The sequence below is a fragment of the Achromobacter anxifer genome, assembly GCF_903652925.1.
GTDB lineage: Bacteria > Pseudomonadota > Gammaproteobacteria > Burkholderiales > Burkholderiaceae_B > Achromobacter > Achromobacter anxifer.
In genome coordinates, this window is the sequence record NZ_CAHLAR010000010.1 from 21,009 (window position 1) to 36,318 (window position 15,310).

Annotated in this window: 16 protein-coding genes; 3 read left to right on the forward strand and 13 right to left on the reverse strand. The window is 66.9% G+C overall.

The features are described from left to right. Positions 1–35 precede the first annotated feature (35 nt). From HWY37_RS26040 to HWY37_RS26050, 3 genes are all read left to right on the forward strand, one after another. Entirely contained in the window at positions 36–776 is a 741-nt protein-coding gene (locus HWY37_RS26040; protein WP_175210141.1) for an amino acid ABC transporter ATP-binding protein, read from the forward strand. Positions 777–990: 214 nt separating this feature from the next. Further along, the gene (locus HWY37_RS26045) at positions 991–2,007 is read left to right on the forward strand and encodes a Bug family tripartite tricarboxylate transporter substrate binding protein (RefSeq protein ID WP_175210140.1); all 1,017 of its coding nucleotides are present in this window, start codon (positions 991–993) and stop codon (positions 2,005–2,007) included. Between the two features lie 427 nt (positions 2,008–2,434). Next, a complete protein-coding gene (locus tag HWY37_RS26050) occupies positions 2,435–2,797 on the forward strand; it encodes a glyoxalase superfamily protein (protein ID WP_175210139.1) in 363 nt (120 codons plus the stop codon). A 109-nt stretch (positions 2,798–2,906) separates the two neighbouring features. On the opposite strand, the gene HWY37_RS26055 is transcribed toward HWY37_RS26050, so the two are convergent. From HWY37_RS26055 to HWY37_RS26115, 13 genes are all read right to left on the reverse strand, one after another. Continuing rightward, complete coding sequence (locus HWY37_RS26055; protein ID WP_176090181.1) at positions 2,907–3,599, reverse strand: ABC transporter ATP-binding protein; 693 nt, start codon at positions 3,597–3,599, stop codon at positions 2,907–2,909. Continuing rightward, the gene (locus tag HWY37_RS26060; RefSeq protein ID WP_176090182.1) at positions 3,599–4,351 is read right to left on the reverse strand and encodes an ABC transporter ATP-binding protein; all 753 of its coding nucleotides are present in this window, start codon (positions 4,349–4,351) and stop codon (positions 3,599–3,601) included. The genes HWY37_RS26055 and HWY37_RS26060 overlap by 1 nt, the downstream gene beginning before the upstream one ends. Beyond that, positions 4,344–5,312 (reverse strand): branched-chain amino acid ABC transporter permease, encoded by a 969-nt coding sequence (locus tag HWY37_RS26065; protein WP_176090183.1) that lies wholly within the window; start codon positions 5,310–5,312, stop codon positions 4,344–4,346. Before HWY37_RS26065 ends, HWY37_RS26060 begins: the two co-directional genes overlap by 8 nt. Positions 5,313–5,361: 49 nt before the next feature. Then, positions 5,362–6,276, reverse strand: a complete 915-nt coding sequence (locus HWY37_RS26070; RefSeq protein ID WP_175210135.1) for a branched-chain amino acid ABC transporter permease — start codon at positions 6,274–6,276, stop codon at positions 5,362–5,364. Between the two features lie 61 nt (positions 6,277–6,337). Then, the gene (locus HWY37_RS26075) at positions 6,338–7,513 is read right to left on the reverse strand and encodes an ABC transporter substrate-binding protein (RefSeq protein ID WP_176090184.1); all 1,176 of its coding nucleotides are present in this window, start codon (positions 7,511–7,513) and stop codon (positions 6,338–6,340) included. Positions 7,514–7,541: 28 nt separating this feature from the next. Next, on the reverse strand, positions 7,542–8,753 hold the full coding sequence (locus HWY37_RS26080; protein WP_176090185.1) for a 3-hydroxybenzoate 6-monooxygenase: 1,212 nt from the start codon (positions 8,751–8,753) through the stop codon (positions 7,542–7,544). Between the two features lie 18 nt (positions 8,754–8,771). Beyond that, on the reverse strand, positions 8,772–10,124 hold the full coding sequence (locus HWY37_RS26085) for an FAD-dependent oxidoreductase (RefSeq protein ID WP_176090186.1): 1,353 nt from the start codon (positions 10,122–10,124) through the stop codon (positions 8,772–8,774). Between the two features lie 48 nt (positions 10,125–10,172). After that, positions 10,173–11,174 (reverse strand): Bug family tripartite tricarboxylate transporter substrate binding protein, encoded by a 1,002-nt coding sequence (locus HWY37_RS26090; protein ID WP_176090187.1) that lies wholly within the window; start codon positions 11,172–11,174, stop codon positions 10,173–10,175. Then, a complete protein-coding gene (locus HWY37_RS26095) occupies positions 11,167–11,547 on the reverse strand; it encodes a chorismate mutase (protein WP_176090188.1) in 381 nt (126 codons plus the stop codon). Before HWY37_RS26095 ends, HWY37_RS26090 begins: the two co-directional genes overlap by 8 nt. Continuing rightward, positions 11,544–12,182 carry a maleylacetoacetate isomerase gene (gene maiA / locus HWY37_RS26100; protein ID WP_176090189.1) on the reverse strand — a complete coding sequence of 213 codons (639 nt, stop codon included), beginning with the start codon at positions 12,180–12,182 and terminating at the stop codon, positions 11,544–11,546. The genes HWY37_RS26095 and maiA overlap by 4 nt, the downstream gene beginning before the upstream one ends. A 50-nt stretch (positions 12,183–12,232) precedes the next feature. Further along, complete coding sequence (locus tag HWY37_RS26105) at positions 12,233–13,198, reverse strand: tripartite tricarboxylate transporter substrate binding protein (protein ID WP_176090190.1); 966 nt, start codon at positions 13,196–13,198, stop codon at positions 12,233–12,235. A gap of 89 nt (positions 13,199–13,287) precedes the next feature. Next, positions 13,288–14,547 (reverse strand): flavin-dependent oxidoreductase, encoded by a 1,260-nt coding sequence (locus HWY37_RS26110; RefSeq protein ID WP_176090191.1) that lies wholly within the window; start codon positions 14,545–14,547, stop codon positions 13,288–13,290. A gap of 2 nt (positions 14,548–14,549) precedes the next feature. Then, positions 14,550–15,248: a fumarylacetoacetate hydrolase family protein gene (locus tag HWY37_RS26115; protein WP_176090192.1), complete on the reverse strand. Its 699-nt coding sequence runs from the start codon at positions 15,246–15,248 to the stop codon at positions 14,550–14,552. Between the last annotated feature and the right edge of the window lie 62 nt (positions 15,249–15,310).

Here is a 15,310-nt window from a genome sequence, read left to right on the forward strand (position 1 = left end):
CGGGCGCGCATCGCGATACTTACGGGAGTACAGGCATGTCTGATGCCATCATTCGACTGCAGGACGTGAACAAGTGGTACGGCCAGTTCCACGTGCTGCGCAACATCAACCTGGACGTCGCGCCAGGTGAACGCATCGTGGTGTGCGGGCCGTCGGGCTCGGGCAAGTCCACCATGATCCGCTGCATCAATCGCCTGGAAGAGCACCAGAAGGGCCACATCATCGTGGACGGCACGGAGCTCACCAACGACCTCAAGCACATCGAGACCATCCGCAAGGACGTCGGCATGGTGTTCCAGCACTTCAACCTGTTCCCGCACCTGACGGTGCTGGAGAACCTGACGCTGGGACCCATGTGGGTGCTGAAGAAGCCGCGCGCCGAGGCCGAGGCCACGGCCATGAAGTACCTGGAGCGCGTGCGTATTCCGGACCAAGCCAAGAAATTCCCCGGCCAGTTGTCGGGCGGCCAGCAGCAGCGCGTGGCGATCGCGCGTTCGCTGTGCATGAGCCCCAAGATCATGCTGTTCGATGAGCCGACTTCCGCGCTGGACCCGGAAATGGTCAAGGAAGTGCTGGACGTGATGGTCAGTCTGGCCCAGGAAAGCGGCATGACGATGATCTGCGTGACCCACGAAATGGGCTTCGCGCGCAAGGTCGCCAACCGCGTGATCTTCATGGACCGCGGCGAGATCATCGAGCAGAACAGCCCGGACGAGTTCTTCGACAATCCGCAGAACGACCGGACCAAGCTGTTCCTGAGCCAGATCCTGCACTGATCCGGAACCGCCTTCCGAACCGCACCCCGAAGATTGGACGCCGAGCCGATCTTCGGGGTGTTTTTCATGGGGCGGCCGGCCTGCTTCCCGGGACGTGGCGGGGGCGTTGTCATCCGAATAGCCGGCGGTTCTGCTGGTATCTCTTTGTTACGCCTTATTCCTCGCTGCGGTATGCTACTGACCGCTATTGATCCCAAGCGAGGAGAACAACATCATGACGCAGACCCCCCGCAGCGCCGTGCGCCGCGCCCTGTTGCAAGGCGCCGTGGCGCTGGCCGCGACCCTGCCTTTCGGCGCGCCGGCGCTGGCCCAGGCCACCGATTTCCCGACCAAGCCGCTGCGCTTCGTCGTGCCTTACCCGCCCGGCGGTCCGCTGGATACCATGGCCCGCATGCTGGCCGAGAAGGTGCGCGGCTCGCTGGGCCAGCCGGTCATCGTGGAAAACCGTTCGGGCGCGGGCGGCAACATCGGCGCGGACCTGGTGGCCAAGGCGCCGGCCGACGGCTATACGCTGGTGATGGGCGCGGTGGCGACCCACGCGATCAATCCCTGGCTGTTCGCCAATCTGCCGTATGACCCGGTGAAGGATTTCGCGCCGGTGACGATCGTGGCCTCGGTGCCCAATGTGCTGGTGATGAACGTCGAGTTCGCCGAGAAGAACAAGATCGAAAAGCTGGCTGATCTGATCGACTATGCGAAGAAGAATCCGGGCAAGCTGAATTACGGTTCGGGCGGCAATGGCAGCGCTGGCCATCTTTCGGGCGAGCTGTTGAAGGCGCGCGCGGGGATCAACGTCGAGCACATTCCTTACCAAGGCGCGGCGCCTGCGCAGTTGGCGCTGTTGTCGGGGCAGTCGGATTTCATGTTCGACAACCTGGCGGCTTCGGCTCCGCTGATCAAGGACGGCAAGGTGAAGGCGTTGGCTGTGACGACGGCCAAGCGCTCGTCGCTGCTGGCGGATGTGCCTACGGTGGAAGAGTCGGGGATCAAGGGTTTTGACCTGGGGACCTGGTTCGGGGTGTTCACGACGGGCGGCACGCCGGCGCCTGTGGTGGCGAAGCTGAACAAGGCCTATGCCGAGGCGATGCAGCAGGCGGATGTGAAGCAGCGCTTGCTGACGATGGGGTCTGAAGCTGCGCCGATGACGCCTGAGGCGTTTGCCGAGTTCGTGAAGAATGAGAAGGCTAAGTATCAGGAGATTGTGAAGATCTCGGGTGCTAGTTTGAATTGATTGGCTTTGTTTTGATGGGCGTTGTTGGTTCTTAAGACGCCCGGTGCGCCGGTGGCCCGGAATGCGCGGGTCAACGATTGCGGTCCGGAGCCTTCGCTCCGGACTGCCCCATCCTCATCCTCGTCCAGGCCTTCGGCCTTCCCTACGGATTCCGTCGGGCTTATCGACTCCCCGCGCATCCCGGGCCACCGACGCACCGGGCTCCAGCATCTGAAACATGACGTCAGCTGGGGCGAGCAGTGTGCTTAGGGTTCTTGCCTTCATTGATTGGCGGCGGAAGATCTTGCGGGGCCCGCCCCAGGCCGGCCGCGCGGGCGGCCTTTTGGGGCTTACGTGGTGGCTTGCGTCGTGAGGGTGTGCGCTTTGCGCTTTGGTGTGCGGCTTGTGATCTATGCTGGGAGTCCTTGCTTACTGACTTGAGGCCGTCATGCACCTGCAAGCCGCCATTCCCATCCTGCGCATCTTCTCCGTTGAAAAGGCGCGCGAGTTCTATCTGGATTTCCTGGGGTTCGAGTGGGACTGGGAGCACCGCTTCGAGCCGGGCATGCCGCTCTATGCGCAGGTGCATCGCGGTGATCTGGTGCTGCATCTGAGCGAGCACCACGGCGACGCCACGCCCGGGGCCGCGGTGTTCGTGCGGATGCGGGGCGTGGACGAGTTTCATGCAGAGGTGAACGCCAAGGGCTACGGCTATATGCGGCCCGGCGTGGAAGAGGCGCCGTGGGGGCGCGAGATGCAGGTTATCGATCCTTTCGGCAATCGCCTCTGCTTTTGCGAATCCAAGGACTAGACGCCGTTGCTTGCGCGAATCCAAAGACTGGATGTCACCGCCCTCGCGAATGGAAAGACTGCACGTCGTCGCGTCCTCGAATCGACGGGCAAGACGAGCTAGCCCCGTCCTACACACCCAGATATCTTTGCGCCAACTCCGGTTGCGCGGCGAGTACCGCAGGGCTGCCCTGCCAGACGACGCGGCCCTTTTCGAGGACGTGATGGCGGTCCACCAGCGTCGCCATTTCCTTCAGGTTCTTGTCTATCACCAGGATGGTCTGGCCTTCTTCCTTCAGGCGGCGCAGGCAGTTCCAGATTTCCTGGCGGATCAGCGGCGCCAGGCCTTCGGTGGCTTCGTCCAGGATGAGCAGGCGCGGGTTGATTAGGAGCGCGCGGCCGACGGCGAGCATTTGTTGTTCGCCGCCGGACAGGGTGCGGGCGGATTGGGCGCGGCGTTCCTTCAGGCGCGGGAAGAGGTCGAAGACGCGCCCTACGTGCCAGCCCGCGCGGGTGTTGCGGGCGGTGGCGATCAGGTTTTCTTCCACCGACAGCGAGCCGAAGACGCGGCGGCCTTCGGGTACCAGGCCTATGCCCAATTGGGCGATGCGGTGCGGCGCCTGGCCCGCAATGGGCTTGCCGTCGAGCAGGATGCTGCCGCCCTGCGCGGGCAGCATGCCCATGATGGTTTTGACGGTGGTGGTCTTGCCCATGCCGTTGCGGCCGATCAGGGATACGACCTGGCTTGCGGCGATGTCGAGGTCCACGCCGAACAATACTTTGCTGGCGCCATAGCCGCCCTGCAGTTGCTTGACTTGCAGCATCAGTCCTCCTCGCCCAGGTAGGCGGCGCGCACGTCGGGGTGATGGCGCACCTCGTCGGGCGTGCCGGTGAAGATCGTCTTGCCGTAGACCAGCACGGTGATGCGGTCGGCCAGGGCGAAGACGGCGTCCATGTCGTGCTCGACCAGCAGGATGGCGTAGCGGCCCTTCAGTTCCTGCAGCAGGGCGGTCATGCGCTGGGATTCCTCTGCGCCCATGCCGGCCATGGGTTCGTCCAGCAGCAGCAGCGAGGCGTCCAGCGACAGGGCCATCGCCAGTTCCAGCTGGCGCTTTTCGCCGTGGGCCAGTTCCGAGACGCGCACGTGGGCGCGTTCGCCCAGGCCGACGCGTTGCAGCGCCTCTTTGGCGGGCTGGCGCAGTTGCGGCAGGCGGCGGGCGTTCTTCCATAGATTGAAGCCGCCGGGGCTGTGCGCCTGCACCGCCATGGCGACGTTGTCCTCGGCGCTGAAAGCGGGGTAGAGCTGGCTGATCTGGAACGAGCGCGCCAGTCCGGCCGCGGGCCGCTTGTGCGCGGGCATGCGGGTGATGTCGCGGCCGTCCAGAAGGATGCCGCCGGCGTCCGGCAGGATCTCGCCGCTGATCTGCGATAGCAAGGTGGTCTTGCCCGCGCCGTTGGGGCCGATGAGCGCATGCAGTTCGCCGGGTCGGACCTGCAGGTTGACGCCTTGCGTGGCCCGCACCGCGCCGAAGGATTTCTGCAGGTCGCGGATTTCCAGTTTTGGATGATCAGTCATGGTGCTTGCCTCCCACCAGCCAGCCATAGACGCCGCGCTTGCCGAACAGCACCACCAGCACCAGCACCGGGCCCAGGATCAGCATCCAGTGCTCGGTCCAGGCGGTGGCGACCTGTTCCAGGCCCAGGTACACGGCCACGCCCAGCACGGGGCCGAAGATGGAGCCCATGCCGCCCAGGATCACCATGGCCATGAGTTCGCCGGACTTCTGCCAGGACGTCATGTCGGGGCTGACGAAGAGCGCGTAGTTGGCCCATAGCGCGCCCGCCAGTCCGGTGCCGGCGGCCGACAGCACGAAGGCGGTGAGCCGGTAGCGCAAGGGCGCCAGGCCCAGGCCGATGCTGCGGCGCGGATTCTGCTTGATGCTTTGCAGCGCCATGCCGAAGGGCGAATTGACGATGCGGCGGCAGGCCAGGATCCATGCCGTCATGAGCGCCAGGCAGACGTAGTAGAAGGTCGCGGGACTGTTCATGTCCAGGCCGGGCAGGGTGTTGCGCGCATCGATGGACAGGCCGTCGTCGCCGCCATAGACCATCAGGCCGACCAGGATGAAGTACAGCATCTGCCCGAAGGCCAGCGTGATCATGATGAACTGCACGCCCGAGGTGCGCAGCGAAAGGAAGCCAACGACCAGGCCGGCCAGCGCGGCGGCGGCGATGGCCAGGGGCCACATCACCAGCGCCGCGTTGCTGCCGCTCCAGCCGAACAGCGTGTCGCCCTGGGCCAGGTGAAAGCCGGCGATGCCGATCACATAGCCGCCCAGGCCGAAGAAGGCGGCATGGCCGAAGCTGACCATGGCGCCGTAGCCCAGGATCAGGTCCAGGCTGACGGCGGCGATGGCGTAGATGAGAAAGCGCGTCATCAGGTTGACCAGGAAGCTTTCGCCGGTGGCCGACGCGATGGCCGGCACCAGGGCGAACAGCAGCAGCCCGATCGTGTTGACGATGATTTTTCTGGTCATGGAAGTCGTCTCCAGGGCCTGTTCACGTTGTAATAAGCCTTGCGGGGCCCTAGCGTTGCGCGGGCACGAGGCCGCGCGGCTTGAACAGCAGCACGATGGCCATCAGGATGTAGATGCTGGCCGAGACCAGGCTGGAACTTGCCGAGTCCGACAGCTCCGGCGGCAACAGCCGCGACATCCAGAACGGAATGTAGGCGCGCCCCAGCGCGTCGGTCATGCCTATCATCAGCGAACCCGCCAGCGCGCCGCGCACCGAGCCCACGCCGCCCACCACGATGACCACGAAGGTGGTGATGAGGATGCGTTCGCCCATGCCGATCTCCACCGCCAGCAGCGGCGCCGCCATCACGCCCGCAAAGCCGCAGAGCAGGGCGCCCAGCGTGAAGATCAGCGTGAACAGGCGCTGGATGTTCACGCCCAGCGCGTCGACCATTTCGCCGTCGTCCGCGCCGGCGCGCACCAGCATGCCGACGCGGGTGCGCGAGATCAGCAGCCACAGTCCCAGCGCCACCAGCACGCCGGCGCCGATGAAGGCCAGCCGCATGAGGGGATAGTTCAGGCCTGGCAGGATTTCGATGGAGCCCGACAGGAATGGCGGGATGTCCATGAAGGGCGGGCTGCGGCCGAACAGCACGGTCACCATCTCGTTGGTGAACAGCGTCAGGCCCAGCGTGGCCAGCACCTGATCCAGGTGGTCGCGGCGGTAGAGGTGACGGATCACCAGCAGTTCGACTACCAGGCCGTAGAGCGCGGCGCCCGCGAGCGCGGCCAGCACCGCCGCCAGGAACGATCCGGTGGCTGCCGCCGCGCTGGCCGCGCAGAACGCGCCCACCATGTAGAACGAGCCGTGCGTCAGGTTGATGACGTTCATGATGCCGAACACCAGCGTCAAGCCCGCCGACAACAGGAACAGCAAAGCGCTGTACTGCAGGCCGTTCAGGACCTGCTCCAGGAACATCAGCATGGGGACTCCTTGTGGAGTGGGCCCGGCGGACTGCGCGCAATCCGCCGGGCGCCGTGCGGACTTACATCTTGCAGTCGGCCGCGTGCACGTCGGTGTGGTCGCGGGCGATGACCTTCAGGTTCTTGTAGACCAGCTTGCCGTCCGGGCCGTCTTCGATGTGCAGCAGGTACCAGTCCTGGATCGGATGCTGATTGGGGCCGAACTTGAACTTGCCGCGCACGCTGGGGAAGTCGGCGCGGCGCAGCGCGTTGCGGAAGTCGTCGGCGCGGCCGGTGACGTCGCCGTCCACCGCCTTCAGCGCGGAGCCGATCAGGTTGGCGGTGTCGTAGGCCTGCGCCGCGTAAGCGGTGGGCGCGCGGTTGTAGGCCTTGGTGAAGGCTTCGACGAAATGCTTGCTCTGCGGATTGTCCAGGTCCGCGCTCCACAGCGAACTCAGGTAGAAGCCCTTGCCGGCGTTGCCGGTGGCGGCCAGCATGCGGTCGTCCATCGAGTAGATGGGCGTGATCATGCGGATCTTGTCGGCCAGGCCGGAGTTGGCGAACTGCTTGGTCAGGTTGATGCCCGCGCCGCCCGGATGGAACTGGAAGATGGCGTCGGGGTTGAGCGAGCGGATGCGCGCCAGTTCGACCGAGAAGTCGGCCTGTTCCAGCTTGGTGTAGATCTCGTCGGCGATCTCGCCCTTGTAGGTGCGCTTGAAGCCGGCGACGGCGTCGCGTCCGGCCTGGTAGTTGGGCGCCATGATGACGACGCGCTTGGCGCCCAGCTCGTTGGCGGCCAGGCCGGCGGTGTCGGCGTAGGAGTCGTTCTGGAACGCCACCGAGAAGTAGTTGGGGTTGCAGGCCTTGCCGGCGTAGTTGGAGGGGCCTGCGTTCAGGCTGACGTAGAAGCCGCCGGCGTTCAGCACGGTCGGGCCCACGGCCGCCATGACATTGGAGAAGTTGATGCCGGTGAACAGCCGCACGCCGCTCTGCACCATCTTGTCGGCGATCTGCTTGGCGTTGGCGGGCTTGAGCGCGTCGTCCTCGACGCGCACGTTGACCGGCACGCCGCCCAGCTTGCCGCCGCCTTCCTTCACGGCCAGCATGAAGGCGTCGCGCTCGTCTTCGCCGATGTAGCCGGCAGGGGTGGACAGCGTGCCGATGAAGCCGATGTCCACCGGCTTCTGCTGCGCGGCGGCGGCGAACGAGGCCAGCGCCAGCATGATCGCGGCGCTGCCGCGGACTGCGGTTTTTCTCATGATTGTCTCCTTGGTGCCTGCATTTTTTCTATTGAGAGGAATGCCCCGCGAGGCAGTTTTCCACCTTCCAACCGTACAGCCACTGCAACGCGTCGTAGAACTGGGACTGGCTGCGGCCAGTCCACAGCATGTTGCGCACGGTGCGTTCGACGCCCCGCGCGTGATAAAGCCTGCCCATCTCCCGAGTCGACCACACGACGCGCGCGCTGCGCGGGATGCGGACGGATTCGTACAGGCGGAAGGCGGCCTCCAGGTCGTGCCCGCATTGCCTGACGGCCTCGCCCAGCGTTACCGCGTCCTCCAGCGCCATGCAGGCGCCCTGGGCCATGTATTGCGTCATGGGATGGGCGGCGTCGCCCAGTATGGTGACGCGGCCCTGGCCCCAGCGCTCCACGGGCTCGCGGTCGGCGGTGGCCCAGCGCTTCCATGAGGTGGGCCGGTCCAGCATCTGGTGCGGACGCGGGTGTATGCCCTGGAAGTAGGACAGCACTTCCTCCTTGCTGCCCTCGCGCACGCCCCATTCTTCCTGTTCGCGGCTGTGGAAGGTCACCACCAGGTTGTATTGCTGGCCGCCGCGCAGGGGGTAGTGCACCAGGTGGCAGTGTGGGCCTGCCCACAGCACCGGCGCGTTGATGCGCAGCTCCTCGGGCATGTTCTCGCGTTCGACCACGGCGCGGTACACCACGTGGCCCGTCACGCGCGCCGGGTCGCCCACCATGCGTTCGCGGATCACGGACTTCACGCCGTCCGCGCCCACCACTGCGTCGGCGCGGTAGCGCTGGCCCTGCGTGTCCACGACCTCCACGCCCCGGTCGTCCTGCGACATGGAGGCGATCTGGGTAGACGTGCGGAAGCTGATCAGCGGGTTCTGCTGCACGGCTTCCAGGATGGACAGGTGGATGTCGGCGCGGTGGATCACGGCGTAGGGGCCGCCGAAGCGCTCGCGGAAGGCCTCGCCGGTATCGATGCGCACGACTTCCTTGGCGTCCACGGCATCCATCATGATGATGTGGTCGGTGAACACGGCGCGGGTGCGCGCGGTCTGGCCCACGCCCAGCGCGTCCAGCGCGGCGAAGGCATTGGGGCCCAGCTGGATGCCGGCGCCGATCTCGCCGATGTGCGCGGCCTGTTCCAGCAGCTGCACCGCGATGCCCTGGCGGGTCAGCGCCAGCGCGGCGGCCAGGCCGCCTATGCCGCCGCCCACCACGATGACGGATTTACCGGTATGCGTTGCGTTCATGTGTGGCCTCCGCCTGGTTCAGTCCTGGCCGCCCAGGAACACGCCCTGTTGGGTGAGTTGCGCCTGCAGGGCGGGAATGGGCACGTCGCCCGGCGCGATACCGGCGCGCAGCGCCATGGCGGCGGCCGTGCCCGCGGCCTCGCCCATCACGAAGCAGCTGCCGCTGACGCGCGCCGCCGATTGGCCTTCGTGCGTCATGGACGCGCAGCGGCCCGCCACCAGCACGTTGCCGGCCACGCCCGGGGCGCGCCTGGGCACCATCATGCGGAACGGCAGCTGGTTGTAGCCGCGCGATTCCGGAATCGGCGGCCAGAGCCATTGCACGTCGCCGGCCGTGTGCATTTCCAGCGGCCAGCCGTTGACGCCGATGCTGTCCGCAAAGTCGGCGCAGCCCAGCACGTCGTCCTTGCTCAGCATGGCTTCGCCCACGATGCGGCGCGTCTCGCGTATGCCCAGCTGCGGGGCGATGTCCAGCACGTAGGCTTGCTCGAAGCCTGGCACCTTGGCGCGCAGGAAGGCGAGGTACTGCACGATCTGGCGGCGGCCTTCGAGCTCGCCGGCCGACAGGGAATTGGCGTCGGTGCCGTCGGCCGCGCTGCCGTCGGCATTGGCCAGCTGGGTGACGTTGACCCGCCATTCGTAGTCGTGCTTTTGCGGGCGCACGATGGCGCCGCGGCGCGGGAAGGTGAATTCGCCGCTGGCCGCGGCCTGGTCCATCAGCTGCGGAATGGTCTTCCAGGCTTCCTGGGCGCGAGCGCCGTCGACATTGCCGACCTTGAACATCAGCGTGGGATAGAGCATGCCGCCGTGCTCGTCGCCCTTTTCGAAGGGCAGGCCGCCCCACTGGGCAATGTCGGCGTCGCCCGAACAATCGATGAAGATCTTGGCGCGCACCGCGCAGCGGCCCGATTTGGTTTCGAGGAACAGCGCGTCCACGCCGCCGTCCGCGCCGCGCGCCACGCCGGTGGCCAGGGCATGGAACAGCACCTGGGCGCCGCTGGCCTGGACCAGCCCGTCGGCGGCGCACTTGAAGGCCGAGATGTCGTAGGCCTGGGCGTGGATCTTGCCCAGGATCAGGTGCGGATCGTTGAGCCCGTCCATGGCCCGCATGCGGTCCAGCAGCTCGTCCGTCATGCCGTGGACCACCTGGCGGATGTTGCCGCGGACGTTCGCGTGCAGACCGCAGAAGTTGGAGACACCGGCCGCCGTGCCCATTCCTCCCAGGAAGCCGTAGCGCTCCACCAGCAGCACGCTGGCGCCGTTGCGCGCGGCGCTGGCGGCGGCCAGGAGGCCGGCGGGGCCGCCTCCCAGCACGACGACGTCATACTCGCCGTAAAGCGGCACTTGGCGGGCGGGTTCGGTGATGAGCATCCAATTCTCCTTGCATATGCCGAGCCGGGCAGCGTGCCCGGCATGGTGTTACTGGCCCTTGATGCCCAGCTTCTTGATCAGGGGCTCCCAGCGCTTCAGTTCTTCGTCCATGTAGGCGCGGAACTCGGCGGGCGTGGTGCCGGCCGGGTCCATGAACTGCGCCTGCAGGCGCTTCGCCACCTCGGGATCGCGGATGGCCTGGATCAGGGCGTCGGACAGCTTCTTCTGGATGTCGGCCGGGACCTTGGACGAGATCACGAAGCCGATCCACGCCGACCCTTCGATGCCTTGCACGCCGACTTCAGCCAGCGTCGGGATGTCGGGCAGCAGGGCGGAACGCTTGGACGAAGTGACGGCCAGCGCCTTGAGGCGGCCGTCCTTCACCATGGGCATGACCGCGATGGGCGGCAGGGCGGCGAACTGCGTGTCGCCGGACAATAGCGAGGTCAGCGCGGCCGGCGACGAGGGGTAGGGCACGTGGGTGGCGCGCGCGCCGATCTGCTGCAGCATCAGTTCCACGGCCAGGTGCGACACCGTGCCCGCGCCGGGCGAGGGGAAGTTGTACTTGTCCGGATTCTTCTTCAGCGCATCCAGCAGCTGGCCGACGTTGGCAATGCCGGCCGAGGCGGGCACGACCAGCACGTTGGGTTGGTGCACCGCCAGCGTCAGCGGCGACAGGTCGGTCGCGGGCGCATAGGGCAGCTTGTCGAACAGCAGCGTGTTGTTGACCAGCGGACCCGTGATGGAAACGCCGAAGGTGTAGCCGTCGGGCTTGGCGTTGGCGATGGCATAGGTGCCGATATTGCCGCTGGCGCCCGGCTTGTTCTCGACCACGATGCTCTGGCCCAGGATGGCGCCGGCCTTTTCGCCGACGATGCGCGCCACCTGGTCGGGGCTGGATCCGGGGCCGAAGGGCACGATGGCCTTCAGCGGCTGGGCCGGCCAGGCCTGGGCGTGCGCGGCGGCCAGCGGGGCCAGGGCGGCCAGTCCCAGGATCAGCGCGCGGCTGGCGATACGGCGCGCCAACTGCGGCGCGGAGGGCTTATGCATGGGTGTCTCCCAGATCCTGCATGGCGTTGAAGTAGGTTTGTTCGTTGGCGATGAAGGCGGCCACCATGGCGCGGTACGTGGCGTCCACCACCTGGTCCAGGTTGTCGAAGCCCTGGTTGTGGCGTTCGGCCAGCAGCCGGACCTTGTCGAAGACCTGCGCCTGGCGAGCCGGCGCGCTGACCTGGAAGGCATCGCGCTTGAAGCGCGCGGCGTCCTTCACGTACATGGCGCGCTGGGCGATCAGGCGCACGATCTCGTCGTCCAGCCGGTCGATATTGGCGCGCACGTCCGCCAGGGTGTCGCACAGAGGGCGGTAGGCGGGGTCGGTGTAGGCGCGCAGCGGCGCGCCCTGGGTGTCGGGTTCCTGGCTCACTTGGTGTAGTCCGGTTGCAGGGCAGGCGCGGCCTGCTGGAAGGCGGGCTGCGCGTTGCAGTGTTCGTAGATGCGCAGGGCGCGCGGATAGGCGGACAGGTCGCAGCCCATGCGCTGGGCGTTCGCCACCTGCGGCACCAGGCAGCAATCGGCCAGCGTGGGCGCGTCGCCGAAGCAATAGGCGCCGTGGCCGTGGCGCGCCAGCAGCGCTTCCACGGCCGTCATGCCCTCGCGGATCCAGTGGTGGTACCAGGCGTTCTTCTGTTCTTCGCTGGCGCCCAGCACGTCCTGCAGGTAGCGCAGGATGCGCATGTTGTTGACGGGATGGATGTCGCAGGAGATGGCGTCGGACAGCTCCAGCACGCGGGCGCGCTCCAGCGTGCCGGCGGGGATCAGGCGCGGCTCGGGATAGGTGGCGTCCAGGTAGTCGACGATGGCCAGCGATTGCGATAGTTGGATATCGCCGTCGATCAGCAGGGGTACGCCCGCCGAGGGATTCTTGGCCACGTAGTCCGCGGCGCGCTGTTCCTGCTTGCGCAGGTTGACGGGCAGGTACTCGTAGGACAGGCCCTTGAGCGCCAGCGCGATGCGCACGCGGTAGGAGGTGGAGCTGTTGAAGAAGCTGTGCAGTTGCATAGGTTGTTACGGTCGGGACCGGTTGCGGTGGACGGAACTCTCGGACGGCGTCATTCGGCCGTGATGCCGGTGCGTGTGACGATGTCGTCCCAGCGCTTGGCATCCTTGGCGATCAACGCGCCGAATTCGGCGGGGGTGGAGGTTGCGGGAACCATGCCTTGCGCATCGAAGGCGGAGGCCGTGGCCGGCGTTTTCAGGATGGAGTTGATCTGCTGGTTCATGCGGTCCACGATGGCGGCGGGCGTGCCCTTCGGCGCCAGCACGCCGTACCACATGTCCACGTCCGCGCCTTGCAGGCCGGCTTCGGTCAGCGTGGGCGTGTCGGGCAGCTGCGGCAGGCGCTTGGGGCTGCCGGTGGCGATCACCTTCAGCTTGCCGGCCTTGACCTGCGGCAGCGCCACGTGCACGGGCAGGAACATGTAATCCAGGCGTCCGCCCAGCATGTCGGTGACGGCGCCGGACGTGCCCTTGTAAGGCACGTGCAGCATCGAGGTGCCGGTGCGGTCCAGGAACAAGGCCATGGAAAGATGGTGGGGCGTGCCCACGCCGGGGGTGCCGTAGCTGAGCTTGCCGGGCGCGGCACTGGCCGCGCGCACCACGTCCTGCACGGTGTTGGCGGGGTTGGAGGGGTGCGTGACCAGGAGCAGCGAACCCCAGGAAGTGAGGCCGACCGGAGCGAAATCCTGTTGCGGATCGAAACGCAGCTTGCCCTTGTACAGGCTGCTGTTCATGACGAAGGTGTTGACCGTCACCAGGAAGGTGTAGCCGTCGGGCGCGGCGCGCGCGACCTTTTCGCTGCCGATGTTGCCGCTGGCGCCCGCCAGGTTCTCCACGACCACGGGCTGGCCCAGCGTCTGCGGCAACGAGGCCGCCAGCTGCCGCGCGATCAGGTCGATGCCGGTGCCCGGCGTGAAGGGCACCACCAGCGTGACGGGGCGCTCGGGCCAGGCCGCGTGGCTGACGGCGGCGGTGAGTGCCAGGGCCGCGGTCGCCAGGACGCGTACGAACTTGAACATGGTTTGTCTCCAGTCGGGTCGCCGGTCATGCGCCGGCTTGGTGGTTATGACGGCGCGGCCTGGGGCCGCGTCCGTGTGCGGCTTGCGGATTACACGAAGGACGCCCGCTCCTTCAGCGCGGCGGGGTCGAAGCCCGCCACCTGCTTGTAGCGGCGCGATATTCCTTCCAGTTCCTCGCGGCTGATCACGTCTTCGATCCGCGCATAGGGCTTGTCGGCGGAGCGTTCATGCACCTCGCGCAGGATGGCGTCGGGCGGATTGCTGCGGTTGGTCAGCACCACGCGCGTGGTGGCTTCGACCCGCACGCGGTCATACTGCTGCAGCGCTTCGGGGGTGAGGCCCAGGCGCTTGAGCTGGCCGGTCAGGTAGCGGGCGTCGATCACGGCCTGGCCCGCGCCGTTGGAGCCGCGCGGCACCATCGGGTGGGCGGCGTCGCCCAGCAGGGTCAAGCGGCCTTGCGTCCAGGTCGGCAGCGGATCCTGGTCCACCATCGGATACTCCAGGATCGAATCCGCGTCCTGGATCAGGCGCGCGACGTCCAGCCAGTCGAAATGCCAGTCGGCGAATGCCGGGAAGAAGTCCTCCAGCCGCCCGCTGCGGTTCCAGTCGCGCACCGCGGGTTCGGCGGCGTCGATCTCGGCCACCCAGTTCACCAGCTGGTTGCCGTTCGCGTCGATGTTGTCGCGGATGGGGTAGATGACCATCTTGCCGGTGGACAGCCAGCCCGCGCGTACCATGCTGGCGCCGGACAGGAATGGCTTGCAGCGGGTGGTGCCGCGCCACATGTTCACGCCCGAGTAGCGCGGCGCGCCTTCCTGCGGATAGAGCTGCTTGCGCAACACGGAATGGATGCCGTCGCAGCCCACCGCGATACGGCCGCGCACGGGGGGCAAGGCATTGCCGTCGTTGTCCTGGAAACTGGCGGTGACGCTGCCAGCATCCTGCGTCACGCCGGTGCAGCGGGCGTTGACCACCACGCTGTCCTCGCCCAGGCGTTGCTTCACGGCCGCCAGCAGCGCCATTTGCAGGTCGCCGCGGTGGATGGAGTATTGAGGCCAGTCATAGCCGGCATCGATGCCCGCGGGCTCGCCGTAGATGAACTGGCCGTGGCGCGTATAGAACACCGATTCGCGGGTGCGCACGGCGATGGCGTCCAGCGCGGGCAGCAGCCCCAGCTCGTCCAGTTCGCGGGTGGCATGAGGCAGCAGGTTGATGCCCACGCCCAGCGGCCGGATTTCGCGCACGGCTTCGTAGACGCGGCAAGCGATGCCCGCCTGATGCAGGCTCAGCGCCAGCACCAGGCCGCCCACTCCCGCGCCGACGATGATCACATCGGTGTCTTTCTGCATGGTCACACCATCTGCACGCTGAGCGTGCCCAGGCCGTCCACGCCGCCCAGCATCTTGTCGCCGCGCACCACCGGGCCCACGCCTTCGGGGGTGCCGGTGTAGATCAGGTCGCCGGCTTCCAGGCGGAAGTACTTGGACAGGTAGGCGATGGTTTCGGCGACGGACCAGATCAGCTTGCCGATGTCGCTTCTTTGCTTGTCGGCGCCGTTGACCTGCAGCCAGATGGCGGCCTGGTCGATGTTCTTGACGGCGCTGGCGGGGTACAGCGGGCCGATGGGGGCGCTCTGGTCGAAGGCCTTGCCCAGTTCCCAGGGCCGGCCGGCTTCGCGCATCTTCATCTGCAGGTCGCGGCGGGTCATGTCCAGGCCCACGGCATAGCCCCAGACGTGCTGCAGGGCCTCGTCGACGGAGATGTTGGCGCCGCCCTTGCCAATGGCCGCCACCAGTTCGATCTCGTAGTGCAGATTGGCGGTCTCAGAAGGATAGGGCAGCGACAGGGTGCTGCCTTCAGCCACCGGCACCACGGCGTCGGCCGGCTTGCAGAAGAAGAAGGGCGGTTCGCGGTCGGGGTCGAAGCCCATTTCTCGGGCGTGGGCGGCGTAGTTGCGGCCGACGCAATAGACGCGGCGCACGGGAAAGCTGTCCTGGCTGCCAGCGACGGGCACGGCAACGGGAGCGGCGGGATCAACGACGTAAGACATGGGGTCACCTTTTGGGTATGCGGCGCCGGGGCCTGCGCAGGCCCCGGCTGAAAGGGAAGAAG